The following is a 12267-nucleotide window of genomic DNA, read 5'->3' on the forward strand; positions in this document are numbered from 1 at the left end:
GCGGGCCCGCCGACTACGCGGGGATCGACTACGGGCGGATCGAGCGGGAACAGGGCGTCTTCTGGCCCTGTCCGGACCCGGATCACGCGGGGACGCCGCGTCTCTTCCTGGACCGGTTCGCGACCGCCGACGGGCGGGCCCGGTTCGTGCCCGTGGTGCACCGGGCGGCGGCCGAGGAGACGGACGCGGACTACCCGGTGGTGCTCACGACGGGCCGGGTGGTCTCCCAGTACCAGTCGGGGGCGCAGACGCGGCGCGTGGACGAGCTGAACGCGGCGGCGCCGGGCCCGTTCGTGGAGCTGCACCCGCGGCTCGCGGAGCGGCTCGGGGTGGCCGAGGGCGAGCCGGTCGCGGTGGTGTCGCGGCGCGGGAGGGCGGTGGCACCGGCGCGGATCACGACCGGGATCCGCCCGGACACGGTCTTCATGCCGTTCCACTGGTACGGGGAGGGGCGGGCGAACACACTGGTGAACCCGGCGCTCGACCCGGTCTCCCGGATGCCCGAGTTCAAGGTGTGCGCGGTCCGGCTGGAGCGCGGCTGAACCAGTCGCCGGAGGGGATCGGCTGCCCGAGGGGGGTGCCGGGCGCGGCCAGGTAGACCCAGGCGCGGACGGTGCGGCCGTCGCGGACCCGCACGGCGTCGCGGGCGGTCCGCTCGTAGCCGGCGCCGGTCTCCATGCGGTCGAGGAGGGCGAGCAGCGTGTCGTACGCCCCCGCCTCGGGGGTGACGAGCGTGCCCGTGACGGTGCCGTCGCCGGGCACGGCGTACGGGTGTCCGGGGCCGTCGTGGAGGAGGGCGCCCGGCAGCAGGGCCTCCTCCTCGATGGCGGTGCGGCCGAGGAGGAGGCGGTCGTGGTTGTACGCGCCGGGGCGGAGCGTGCCGTAGACGAACCATGGCAGCGTCACGGGGCCGTGACCTCTGTTTCCAGCCATTCCCGGTAGGCGGCGGAGACCCGGGCGACGGGGGTGGCGAGGATCTCGGGGGTCTCGTAGTCGTGGGCGGCGAGGAGGTGGGCCTCCAGCGCCTCGTAGCGGGTCCCGGTCGTCTTGAACTCGACCTGCCATTCCTCGGCGGTCTCGATCGCCTTCTGCCAGTGGTAGACGGAGGTGAGGGGGCCGGAGACCTGGGCGCAGGCGGCGAGCCGGGCCTCGACGGCGCCGCGCGCGAGCGCCTCCGCCTTGTCCCTGCTGTCGGTGGTGGTCCGTACGGTGAGGACGCCGGGGGTGCCGGGCGTGCTGGTGCTGGGCGCGGAGTGGGTCACGTCCTCACCGTACCGAGGGCTCACGCCCGGGTGAACTGGGCGGCGTACAGCCGGGCGTAGGCGCCGCCCGCGGCCAGGAGCTCCTCGTGGGTGCCCTGTTCGGCGACGGCCCCGCGTTCGAGGACGAGGATGGTGTCGGCGTCGCGGACGGTCGAGAGCCGGTGGGCGACGACGAAGCTGGTGCGGCCGGCGCGCAGGGTGGCCATGGCCCGCTGGACGAGGAGTTCGGTGCGGGTGTCGACGGAGCTGGTCGCCTCGTCCAGGACGAGGATCGCCGGGTCGGCGAGGAAGGCGCGGGCGAGGGTGACGAGCTGGCGTTCGCCCGCGCTGAGTCCGCCGCCGTCCTCGTCGAGGACGGTGTCGTAGCCGTCGGGGAGGGTGCGGACGAACCGGTCGGCGTGGGCGGCCTGGGCGGCGGCGACGATCCGCTCGCGCGGGACCTCGCCGGGTGCCCCGTACGCGATGTTCTCGGCGATGGTGCCGCCGAACAGCCAGGTGTCCTGGAGGACCATGCCGATCCCGGAGCGCAGGTCCTCGCGGGTCATGGCGGCGGTGTCGACGCCGTCGAGGGTGATCCGGCCGCCGGTCGGCTCGTGGAACCGCATGAGCAGGTTGACGAGGGTGGTCTTGCCGGCGCCGGTCGGGCCGACGACGGCGACGGTCCTGCCGGGTTCCACGGTGAGCGAGAGGTTCTCGATGAGCGGCCGGCCGGGTTCGTGGCGGAAGGAGACGCCGTCGAGGACGACCCGGCCGCGCGGGTGCGCGGGGCGGCGGGGTTCGGCCGGGTCGGGGCTCTCCTCCTCGGCGTCGAGGAGTTCGAAGACCCGCTCGGCGGAGGCGACGCCGGACTGGAGGAGGTTGGCCATGGCGGCGATCTGGGTGACGGGGCCGTTGAACTCGTACGAGTACTGGACGAAGGCCTGCACGTCACCGACGGTCAGGGTGCCGCTCGCCACGCGCAGTCCGCCGGCGACGGCGACGACCACGTAGGTGAGGTTGCCGACGAGGGTGAGGGCGGGCTGGATGAATCCGGAGACGAACTGGGCGCGGAAGCTCGCCCGGTGCAGTTCCCCGCCGAGCTCGTCGAAGCGGCGGACGGCCTCGTCGCGGCGGCCGAAGGCGACGACCTCGGTGTGGCCGGTGACCGTCTCCTCGACGTGGCTGCCGAGCCGGCCGGTGACGTCCCACTGGCGGACGAACTCGGGCTGGGCGCGGCGGCCGATGCGGGCGGCGACGGCGAGCGAGACGGGCACGGTGGCGAGGGCGACGAGGGCGAGCGGTGGGGAGATCCAGAACATCATCGCCAGGACGCCGACGAGGGTGAGCAGGGCCCGGATCATCTGGCTGAAGGCCTGCTGGAGGGTCTGGGTGATGTTGTCGATGTCGTTGGTGGTGCGGGAGAGGACCTCGCCGCGCGGCCGGCCGTCGAGGTACGTGAGGGGCAGCCGGGCCAGTTTGTGCTGGGCCCGTTCGCGGAGCCGGTGACCCGCCCGCTGGACGACGGTGGTGGCGAGCCGCTGCTGGAGCCAGGTGAGGAGGGCCGAGCCGGTGACGACGGCGACGGAGAGGGCGAGGACCCGGCCGACGGCGGTGAAGTCGACGCCGGCGGGGCCGGTGGCGCCGGTGACGACGAGGTCGGTGGCGCGGCCGAGGAGGAGCGGGGAGAGGACGGCGAGGGAGACGGCCGCGGCGGCGGTGGTGAGGACGGCGACGAGGCGGGTCCGGTCGGGGGCGAGGACGCGCAGCAGGCGCAGGCCCGAGGCGCGGAAGTCCAGGGAGCGTTCGACGGCGGGGACGGGCAGCCCGGGGCCGCGGTCGCGGACCGGGGGGCCGCCGCGGGCGGGGGCCGTGGACCGCTCGGATCGGGGGGCGGTCGCGGTGCTCACGCTGCTTCCTCCTGGGTGAGCTGGGAGTGGACGATCTCGCGGTAGGTGGGGTCGGTGCGCAGGAGTTCCTCGTGGGTGCCGGTGGCGGTGGCGCGGCCCCGGTCGAGGACGACGATCCGGTCGGCGTGGCGGACGGTGGCGACGCGCTGGGCGACGATCACGACGGTGGCGCCGGCGGTCTCCTCGCGCAGGGCGGCGCGCAGCCGGGCGTCGGTGGTGGCGTCGAGGGCGGAGAAGGAGTCGTCGAAGAGGTAGACGCGGGGGCGGACGACGAGGACGCGGGCGATGGCGAGCCGCTGGCGCTGGCCGCCGGAGAGGTTGGTGCCGCCCTGGGTGACGGGGGCGTCGAGGCCGCCTTCCCGTTCGCGTACGAAGTCGGCGGCCTGGGCGACCTCCAGGGCGTGCCACAGTTCCTCGTCGGTGGCGTCGGGGCGGCCGTAGCGGAGGTTGGAGGCGATGGTGCCCTCGAAGAGGTACGGCTTCTGGGGGACGAGTCCGACGGTCGCGGCGCGCAGCGCGGGGTCGAGGTCGCGGACGTCGGTGCCGTCGACGAGGACCCGGCCCTCGGTGGCGTCGAGGAGGCGGGGCACGAGGCCCAGCAGGGTGGACTTGCCGCTGCCGGTGGAGCCGATGACGGCGGTGGTCTCGCCGGGCGCGGCGGTCAGGCGTACGCCGCTGAGGACGGGTTCCTCGGCGCCCGGGTAGCGGAAGCCGACGTCGTGGAGGTCGAGGCGGCCGGGGCCGGGGAGGCGGCGGACCGGGGAGGCGGGAACGGTGAGCGAGGGCGGGGTGCCGAGGACCTCGCGGACGCGTTCGGCGGCGGCCTCGGCGCGGGGCATGTGCATGAGGAGGAAGAGGCACATCATCACGGACATGGCCGTCTGGAGGAGGTAGCCGAGGAAGGCGACGAGTTCCCCCGGCTGGAGGGTGCCGGCGTCGATGCGGCGGGCGCCGAGGTGGACGAGGGCGACGGTGGTGAGCTCCCAGACGACGAGGACGAGGGGGTACATGAGGGCCTGGAGCCGGCCGGCGCGGAGGCCGACGGTGAGGAGTTCGTCGTTGGCGGCGGCGAACCGGGCCCGCTCGTGCCCGTCACGGACGAAGGCGCGGACGACCCGGACGCCGGTGATCTGCTCGCGCAGCACCCGGCCCACCCGGTCGAGGCGTTCCTGCATGCCGCGGAAGAGGGGCCGCATCCGCAGGACGACGGTGCCGACGGCGCCGGTCATGACGGGCACGAACAGCAGCAGGACCAGGGCGAGCGGCACGTCCTGGCGCAGCGCGAGGGCGAGTCCGCCGGCGCACAGGAGGGGGGCGGCGACCAGCATGGTCAGGACGAGGACGGTGAACGTCTGGATCTGCTGGACGTCGTTGGTGACGCGGGTGACGAGGGTGGCGGTGCCGAAGCGGGCGCGTTCGCGGGCGGAGAAGTCCTGGACCCGGCGGAAGACCTCGGAGCGCAGGTCGCGGGCGACACCCATGGCGATGCGGGCGCCGGTGTAGGTGGCGGCGGCGGCCGCCGCCCCCTGGAGGAGGGTGACGGCGGCCATCGTGGCCCCACCGGTGAGGACGCGGCCGGTGTCGCCGCGCAGGACGCCGTGGTCGATGACACCGGCGTTGAGGGCGGGCAGCGCGAGGGAGGCGAGAGTCTGGACGAGCTGGAGGAGGACGAGTGAGGCGAGGAGGGCGCGGTGGGGGCGCAGGCGCCCGGCGACGAGGCGCAGCAGTGTCATGACGATCCCTCAGGCGGCGTAGGGCCGGGTGGACTTGGCGTCCTTGAGGGCGCGCCCCCACCAGGCGAGCTGGTCGAGCATGAGCTTGGCGCCGTTCTCGGGCCCGGTCGGGTCCTTGAACCGGCCGTCCTCGTCGAACAGTCCCTGGGCGTTGGGCAGGACGACGCCGTCGCGGACGGTGACGGCGTGCATCTCGGCGTAGACCTGGCGGAGTTGCTCGACGGCGCGGATGCCGCCGGAGATGCCGCCGTAGGAGACGAAGCCGACGGGCTTGGCGCGCCACTCGGTGTAGTGGCGGTCGATGAGGTTCTTCAGGGAGGCCGGGAAGGAGTGGTTGTACTCGGGCGTGAGGACGACGAAGGCGTCGGCCTGTTCCAGGACGGGGGTGACGCGGGCGAGTTCGGCGCGGACGGCGGGGTCGGGGTCGTAGGAGAGGGAGGTGGGGAGGCGGGTCTCGGCGAGGTCGAGGACGGTGAGCGCGAAGTCGGCGCGCTCGGCGACCCGGGTGCGGAACCAGTCGGCGATGACAGGGGCGAAGCGGCCTTCGCGGTCGCTGGCGACGACGAGGGCGAGGGTCAGGGGGGCGGTGGGCGCGGTGGCGTCGTGGAGGTCCATGGCCAAGATCGTGGTACCTCGACCAAGGTTGAGGTCAAGCACGGATTTCTCCGGGGTTCTCCGGGGCGGCCGGGGCCCCGGCACCGGTTCCGCGAGGCGCGCGGGCGCCGGTCCGCGGCGGCGCGGCGCCGTTCTACGGTGGGTCCATGACGACCGGCCCCTCGCACCGCTCCCCCGCCGCACCCCCTTCCCCGCTCGCCTCGTCGCACGTCGAGGCCGACGGCGTCCCCGTCGCCGAACCGGGGCTGGCCGCCGCCCTGATGAGCGGGTACGGCCACTTCACGGCGATGCAGGTGCGCGACGGGCGCGTGAAGGGGCTCGGCCTGCACCTGGACCGCCTCGACGGCGCGACCCGCGAACTCTTCGGCCACCCGCTCCCCGGGGAGCGGGTGCGGACCCTGCTGGCGGGGGCGCTGGCACGAGCGGGCCGGACCGACGCCTCCGCGCGGGTGTACGCGTACCCGGGCGCCGGCCCCGGCGGTGGTGCCCGGATCCTGGTGACCGTCGCCGCACCGGCCCCCGACGGTTCCGGCGCGCCGCAGCGGCTGCGGTCCGTGGACTACCTGCGCCCGGCGCCGCACCTCAAGCACCTGGGCGGCTTCGGGCAGACGTACCACGGCGAGGCGGCGCGCCGGGCGGGTTTCGACGAGGCCCTGCTGACCTCCCCCGCGGGGGAGGTCGCGGAGGGAGCGGTCACCAACGTGGCCTTCTGGGACGGCACTTGCCTGGTCTGGCCGTCCGCCCCCTGCCTCGTCGGCATCACCATGGCCCTGCTCCGGGACCGGCTGCCCTCGGTCCGCCGCCCGGTCACCCTGGACGGCCTGTCCGGCTTCCGGGCCGCCCTGGTGACCAACTCGCGGACGATCGCCCCCGTGGTCGCGGTGGACGGGGTCCGTTTCCCGGTCGACGAGGAGCTGATGGAGCGGGTGCACGCGGCGTACCGGGCGGTGGAGGGGGAGCCGGTCGCCGGGTGACGTCCCGGCGGACACCGCCCTGGCACCCGTACCGACCGGGTGAGGGCGATCACCCGTTCGGCACGGAGCGTCACCCGACCCCGGAAGACCCGCCCTGACCTGCGCAAACACCCGCCATCCAGGCGACACGCCGTCACGGACGGCGCAATCCTGATGCCCCCTCAGCAGGCGCGGCGCGGGGCGCGGCTCTTATCTCGGTCCTAGGAGGCCGGTACCGGGAAGTCCCTCCCGGCACCGCCCCGGCATGACCGTTCGCGCGCCCCGCCCCGGAGGACATCCATGCGCACCACTGCCCGCCTGCTCACCGGTACCGCCGTGTCGGTCGCCGCGATCGGGGTCTTCACCGCCCCGCTCGCGCACGCCGGCGACTTCGCGACCCTCGAGGTGTACCCGTCGTCCGCGTCCCCCGGTACGACCGTCACGGTCAACACCACGGCCTGCGGCAAGCACGGCCGCGGCGTCGGGGACGCGAACTCGCTCGGGGCGGGCGAGTTCCAGCTCAACCCCAGCACCCACAAGGAGGTCGTGGTCGGTCAGTTCACCGTGCCGCAGCACACGAAGCCCGGCACGTACGGGATCAGTGTCGCCTGCGACAACGGCAAGACGGCCCGGGGTGACCTGACCGTCAAGCACCGGCCTCCGAGCGGCCACGTCCCCACCGGAGTCGGGGGCAGCATCGGCCCCGACACCGCCCAGGTCACGGCGGGCGCGGCGGTGCTGGCCGCGGCTGCCGTCGGCGGTGCCTGGCTCCTGCGTCGCCGGGCGAGCGGCGCGCAGGGTCACTGAGCCACCGCCCGTCCTGCCCCCGCCGCGCGCCCGCACACGGCCCGGCGGGGGCAGGGCCACACCCGTGGAACCCATGGAGCACACGACGGACAGGTGAGCGGCAGGTGAGTGTCGAGTGAGCGGCAGGAGCAAGGGCTGGGGCATAGCGGTGGCCGTCTGCGTCGGCCTCTGGCTCGTGCAGAACGGCTCGGAGGACGTCACCCCGCCCGTACCGTCCGCCGCCCAGGCCTTCGCGGCCGGACCGGCCGTGCACACGGACGCCGCCGCCGATCCGCTGCCGCCCTCGGAGCCGGTACGGCTGCGCATCCCGGAGACCGGTGTGGACGCCCCGGTGACCGGGCTGGGCCTGGCGGCGAACGGTGCGCTCGACGTGCCGCCGGCCGCCGACCGCAATCTGGCCGGCTGGTACGAGGACGGCACGACGCCCGGCGCGAAGGGCACCGCGATCGTCGCCGGGCACGTCGACAACGCCGAGGGCCCGGCCGTCTTCTACACGCTCGGCGCGCTGAAGAAGGGGCACCGGATCGAGGTGGACCGGCGCGACGGCCGGACCGCCGTCTTCACGGTCGACGCGGTCGAGGTGTACGCCAACGAGGACTTCCCCGACGAGAAGGTGTACGGCGAGGCCGACCGGGCCGAGATCCGGGTGATCACCTGCGGCGGCGGCTTCTCCGAGAAGGCGGGCGGCTACCAGGGGAACGTGGTCGCCTTCGGGCACCTGATCGGCGTGCGGTAGCGGGCTCGCCCCCGGGCCTCAGCTCCACTGGTCGAAGGCCAGCTTCGCCACCAGCGAGAAGACCACGACGAGCAGCACCCCGCGCACGAACTCGGTGCCCTTGCTCAGCGCCATCCGCGCCCCCAGCATGCCGCCCGCCAGGTTGAAGACGGCCATCACGGCGGCCAGCTGCCAGTGGACGGTGCCCTGGTAGGCGAAGGTGGCGAGCGCGCCGGCGTTGGTGCAGACGTTGACGATCTTGGCGGTGGCGGAGGCCGTCACCAGGTCCAGGTGCAGCACGGCGGTCAGGGCGAGCACGAGGAAGGTGCCGGTGCCGGGCCCGAACATGCCGTCGTAGAGGCCGATCCCGCCGCCGACGAGGACGATGGCGGTGACGATCCTGGCCCGGGTCAGCGGAGCCCGCTCCGCTCCCTCGGGCCGGGCGCCGAAGGCGGGCCGCAGGATGACGAAGGCCGCCACGCCGACCAGGACCACCATGATGAGGGGCCTGAGGACCCGGTCGCTGATGCCCGCGGCGAAGACGGCCCCGAGCATGGAGCCCGCGGTGGCCGCGAGCCCGACCCGCACCGCCGTCCACACCGGCACCGGCGCCTTGCGGGCGTAGGTGACGGCGGCCCCGGTGGTGCCGACGATCGCGACCGCCTTGTTGGTGCCGAGGGCGTACGTGTGCGGGGCGCCGGGCAGCCCGAGCAGCAGCGCGGGCAGGAGGAGCAGGCCGCCGCCTCCCACGACCGCGTCGATCCACCCGGCCAGGAGCGCGGCGAGGCACAGCAGGACAAGGGTGGTCAGCGTGATGTCGGGCATGATCGCGAGCCTAGGGAGCGGATCGTTGCCCCGTCCACGGAACTCCGGTTCGTTGAGCTTGCTCTGAGCTTGGCGCCGGACCCACCGTGCCCCGGGGCCGTACCGCGTCCCCTCACAGCGCCGGCCGGCCCGGGCGGAGATCAGCGTTCCGTGCGGGAAACAGACGGGATGCCGCAGGGAAACACCCGCCGCGCACGCTTCCGGACATGAGTACACGGATCGTGGTGGTCGGGGGCGGAACGGCGGGCCTCCGCCTCGCCCAGCGCCTGCCGGTCACCCTCCTCGGCGAGGAGACGCACACCCCGTACAACCGGGTGCTGCTCGCCGATGTCCTCGCCGGGCGGTACGCCCCGGAGGTCATCGCGCTGCCCGGGGGCCGTGAGCCGGTGCGCCGCGGCGTGCGGGCGGTGCGGATCGACCGGGCCGCCCGGACGGTGGAGTGCGCGGACGGCTCGCTCGTCGGCTACGACCGCCTGGTCCTGGCCACCGGCTCCAACCCGGTGCTGCCGCCGCTGCGCGGACTGCGCGGGGCGGAGCTCCCGGAGGGCGTGCACCCCTTCCGTACGCTCGACGACTGCCTGACCCTGCGGGAGCTGGTACGGCCCGGGGTGCGGGCGGTGGTCGTCGGCGGCGGGCTGCTCGGGGTGTCGGCGGCGCGGGCGCTGGCCGCGCGGGGCGCCGAGGTGGTGCTGACCCAGCAGGGCGAGCGGCTCATGGAGCGGCAGCTGGACGCGCGGGCCTCGGAGCTGCTGCGGGGGCACGTGGAGGCCCTCGGGGTCGAGGTGCACACCGAGTGCCGGGTGAGCGGGCTGCGGCAGCGCGACGGGGCGGTGACGGCGGTCGAGCTGGCCGACGGCTTCGTGCTCGACGCCCAGGTCGTGGTGCTCGCCTGCGGGGTGCGCCCGCGGACCGCCCTGGCCCGGGAGGCGGGCCTTGAGGTCAGGACCGGGATCGTCGTCGACGACGAGCTGCGGACCTCCGATCCGCGCATCCACGCGATCGGCGACTGCGCGGAGCACGACGGCCGCGTCTACGGCCTCGCCGGCCCGGCCCTGGAACAGGCCGACGTCCTGGCGGACGTGCTCGCCGCCGGCGACCCCGCTCCCGCCGGCGGCGCGGGCTCCGGCCCCCGTTACACCGGCACCCGGGCGCTCACCCGGCTCACCCTGGGCGGTTCCCGGCCCCTGGACCTCGCCGCCTTCGGCGAGGCGACACCGCGGCCGGGCGACGACGTCGTCCAGCTCACCGACGCCACGCGCAGCGCCTACCGCAAGGTCGTCGTCCGCGGGGACCGGCTCGTCGGGGGCGTCCTCCTCGGCGATCTGGCCGCGGTCGGCGCGCTCGCCCGGGCCTGGGAGGGCGACGAGGCCCTCCCCGAGGCCCCCCTGCTGCACCTGCTCACCCACGACGGAGGCTCCTGACATGAGCGCGCACACCCCCACCATCGTCCTGGTCGGCCACGGAATGGTCGGCCAGCGGTTCCTGGAGGCGCTCGCCGAGCGTGGCGTCACCGAGCGGGCCCGGATCGTCGTGCTCTGCGAGGAGCCCCGCCCCGCCTACGACCGCGTCCAGCTGACCTCGTACTTCTCGGGCAGGACCCCGGAGGACCTGTCGATGGTCGAGGCCGGCTTCATGGAGAAGCACGGCATCGAGCTGTACGTCGGTGACGCGGCCGAGGCGGTCGACCGGGAGGGCCGGACGGTCACCGCCCGCTCGGGACGGGTCTTCGCGTACGACACCCTGGTCCTCGCGACCGGCTCGTACCCCTTCGTGCCGCCGGTGCCCGGCAAGGACGCCCGGGGCTGTTTCGTCTACCGCACGATCGAGGACCTGCTGGCGATCGAGGAGTACGCCAAGGGGGCGACGACCGGCGCCGTCGTCGGCGGCGGCCTGCTCGGTCTGGAGGCGGCGGGCGCGCTCAAGGGCCTGGGCCTCGACACCCACATCGTGGAGTTCGCGCCCCGGCTGATGCCGGTGCAGGTGGACGAGGGCGGCGGTGCCGCGCTGCTGCGCACCATCGAGCAGATGGGCCTGACCGTCCACACCGGGACGGGCACCCAGGAGGTCGTCACCGAGGACGGCGCGGTCACCGCGATGCGGCTCTCGGACGGCTCCGAACTCGCCACCGACATGGTGGTGTTCTCGGCCGGCGTACGGCCCAGGGACCAGCTGGCGCGGGACTGCGGCCTGAGCGTCGGGGAGCGCGGCGGCATCGCGGTGGACGAGCGGTGCCGCACCTCGGACCCGGCGGTCTTCGCGATCGGCGAGTGCGCGCTGGCCTCCGACGGGCGGGTGTACGGCCTGGTGGCGCCGGGCTACGAGATGGCGCAGACGGTGGCGGCGGTGCTCGCCGGCGAGGCCGGGGACGGGGACGGCTTCACCGGCGCCGACCTGTCGACCAAGCTGAAGCTGCTCGGTGTGGACGTGGCCTCGTTCGGCGACGCGCACGGCACGTCCGAGGGCTGCCTCGACGTGGTGTACTCCGACTCCCGGTCCGGGGTCTACAAGAAGCTGGTGGTGGACGGCGAGGGGGTGCTGCTCGGCGGCGTCCTGGTCGGTGACGCAGAGTCGTACGGTCTGCTGCGCCCGCTCACCGGGAGCGTGCCGCCGGTCTCCCCCGAGCAGCTCGTGCTGCCCGCCGGCGCGGGCGCGCCGGTCGCGCTCGGCCCCTCGGCGCTGCCCGACGACGCGGTGATCTGCTCCTGCCACAACGTGACCAAGCACGCCATCACCCAGTGCGCGACCCTGCCCGAGGTGAAGAAGTGCACCAAGGCCGGTACGGGCTGCGGCAGTTGCGTCAAGGTCATCGAGAAGCTGCTGCCGGCCGCCACCGACAAAGGGCTCTGCGGCTGCTTCTCCTACACCCGCAGCGAGCTCTACGAGATCGCCCGCACTCTGCGCGTGACCTCCTTCGCGGCCCTGCTCGACTCCCACGGGCGCCCGGAGGCGCGGGGCGGCGAGGGCTGCGAGGTCTGCAAGCCGACCGTCGGCTCGATCCTGGCCAGTCTCGCCCCGGCCATCGGCCTGGACGGGTACATCCTGGACGGCGAGCAGGCCGCGCTGCAGGACACCAACGACCACTTCCTCGCCAACATGCAGCGCAACGGCTCCTACTCCGTCGTGCCGCGCATCCCGGGCGGTGAGATCACCCCGGAGAAACTGATCGTGATCGGCGAGGTGGCCCGCGACTTCGGGCTCTACACGAAGATCACCGGCGGTCAGCGCATCGATCTGTTCGGGGCGCGGGTGGACCAGCTCCCGGCGATCTGGACGCGGCTGGTCGACGCGGGCTTCGAGTCGGGGCACGCGTACGGCAAGGCACTGCGCACGGTGAAGTCCTGCGTGGGGCAGACCTGGTGCCGCTACGGCGTGCAGGACTCGGTGAAGATGGCCATCCGGCTGGAACTGCGCTACCGGGGCCTGCGCGCCCCGCACAAGCTGAAGTCGGCGGTCTCCGGCTGCGCCCGCGAG

12 protein-coding genes are annotated in these 12267 nt (G+C 74.4%); 6 read left to right on the plus strand and 6 right to left on the minus strand.

Annotated features, from left to right (window positions below):
* On the plus strand, positions 1-542 hold a 542-nt coding region (locus RIF68_RS11980; RefSeq protein ID WP_309051180.1), incomplete at its 5' end, for a molybdopterin oxidoreductase family protein.
* On the opposite strand, the gene RIF68_RS11985 is transcribed toward RIF68_RS11980, so the two are convergent.
* The 5 genes from RIF68_RS11985 to RIF68_RS12005 are packed head-to-tail and all read right to left on the minus strand — an operon-like array spanning position 508 to position 5496.
* Positions 508-906 (minus strand): gamma-glutamylcyclotransferase family protein, encoded by a 399-nt coding sequence (locus tag RIF68_RS11985; RefSeq protein ID WP_309051181.1) that lies wholly within the window; start codon positions 904-906, stop codon positions 508-510. The two genes, RIF68_RS11980 and RIF68_RS11985, sit on opposite strands and share 35 nt — an antisense overlap.
* A complete protein-coding gene (cutA, locus tag RIF68_RS11990; RefSeq protein WP_309051182.1) occupies positions 903-1262 on the minus strand; it encodes a divalent-cation tolerance protein CutA in 360 nt (119 codons plus the stop codon). The genes RIF68_RS11985 and cutA overlap by 4 nt, the downstream gene beginning before the upstream one ends.
* Before the next feature lie 20 nt (positions 1263-1282).
* Positions 1283-3148: an ABC transporter ATP-binding protein gene (locus RIF68_RS11995; protein WP_375165689.1), complete on the minus strand. Its 1866-nt coding sequence runs from the start codon at positions 3146-3148 to the stop codon at positions 1283-1285.
* Positions 3145-4881 (minus strand): ABC transporter ATP-binding protein, encoded by a 1737-nt coding sequence (locus RIF68_RS12000; protein WP_309051183.1) that lies wholly within the window; start codon positions 4879-4881, stop codon positions 3145-3147. The genes RIF68_RS11995 and RIF68_RS12000 overlap by 4 nt, the downstream gene beginning before the upstream one ends.
* 9 nt (positions 4882-4890) lie before the next feature.
* Positions 4891-5496, minus strand: coding sequence for an NAD(P)H-dependent oxidoreductase (locus RIF68_RS12005; RefSeq protein WP_309051184.1), 606 nt, complete (start codon positions 5494-5496; stop codon positions 4891-4893).
* A 146-nt stretch (positions 5497-5642) separates the two neighbouring features.
* Here RIF68_RS12005 and RIF68_RS12010 point away from each other — a divergent pair, with 146 nt between their 5' ends.
* The 3 genes from RIF68_RS12010 to RIF68_RS12020 all read left to right on the plus strand — a co-directional run bounded on the left by RIF68_RS12010 (position 5643) and on the right by RIF68_RS12020 (position 7992).
* Positions 5643-6470, plus strand: coding sequence for an aminotransferase class IV (locus tag RIF68_RS12010; RefSeq protein ID WP_309051185.1), 828 nt, complete (start codon positions 5643-5645; stop codon positions 6468-6470).
* A 279-nt stretch (positions 6471-6749) separates the two neighbouring features.
* Entirely contained in the window at positions 6750-7256 is a 507-nt protein-coding gene (locus RIF68_RS12015) for a hypothetical protein (RefSeq protein ID WP_309051186.1), read from the plus strand.
* A gap of 115 nt (positions 7257-7371) precedes the next feature.
* Positions 7372-7992 carry a class F sortase gene (locus RIF68_RS12020; protein ID WP_309051187.1) on the plus strand — a complete coding sequence of 207 codons (621 nt, stop codon included), beginning with the start codon at positions 7372-7374 and terminating at the stop codon, positions 7990-7992.
* Between the two features lie 18 nt (positions 7993-8010).
* Here RIF68_RS12020 and RIF68_RS12025 read toward each other — a convergent pair whose 3' ends face one another.
* Positions 8011-8796: a TSUP family transporter gene (locus RIF68_RS12025; RefSeq protein WP_309051188.1), complete on the minus strand. Its 786-nt coding sequence runs from the start codon at positions 8794-8796 to the stop codon at positions 8011-8013.
* Between the two features lie 206 nt (positions 8797-9002).
* Between RIF68_RS12025 and RIF68_RS12030 the strand changes: the two genes are divergently transcribed.
* Positions 9003-10217 carry an FAD-dependent oxidoreductase gene (locus RIF68_RS12030; protein ID WP_309051189.1) on the plus strand — a complete coding sequence of 405 codons (1215 nt, stop codon included), beginning with the start codon at positions 9003-9005 and terminating at the stop codon, positions 10215-10217.
* A gap of 1 nt (position 10218) precedes the next feature.
* On the plus strand, positions 10219-12267 hold a 2049-nt coding region (gene nirB, locus RIF68_RS12035), incomplete at its 3' end, for a nitrite reductase large subunit NirB (protein ID WP_309051190.1).

The sequence above is a fragment of the Streptomyces sp. genome (assembly GCF_031178505.1).
Lineage (GTDB): Bacteria > Actinomycetota > Actinomycetes > Streptomycetales > Streptomycetaceae > Streptomyces > Streptomyces gulbargensis.

Bases quoted from the DNA above. Each gene is read 5' to 3' on its own strand.
- RIF68_RS12000 (WP_309051183.1), bottom strand. From the start codon at position 4,881: ATGACACTGCTGCGCCTCGTCGCCGGGCGCCTGCGCCCCCACCGCGCC.
- RIF68_RS12005 (WP_309051184.1), bottom strand. From the start codon at position 5,496: ATGGACCTCCACGACGCCACCGCGCCCACCGCCCCCCTGACCCTCGCC.
- RIF68_RS12010 (WP_309051185.1), top strand. From the start codon at position 5,643: ATGACGACCGGCCCCTCGCACCGCTCCCCCGCCGCACCCCCTTCCCCG.
- RIF68_RS12015 (WP_309051186.1), top strand. From the start codon at position 6,750: ATGCGCACCACTGCCCGCCTGCTCACCGGTACCGCCGTGTCGGTCGCC.
- RIF68_RS12025 (WP_309051188.1), bottom strand. From the start codon at position 8,796: ATGCCCGACATCACGCTGACCACCCTTGTCCTGCTGTGCCTCGCCGCG.
- RIF68_RS12030 (WP_309051189.1), top strand. From the start codon at position 9,003: ATGAGTACACGGATCGTGGTGGTCGGGGGCGGAACGGCGGGCCTCCGC.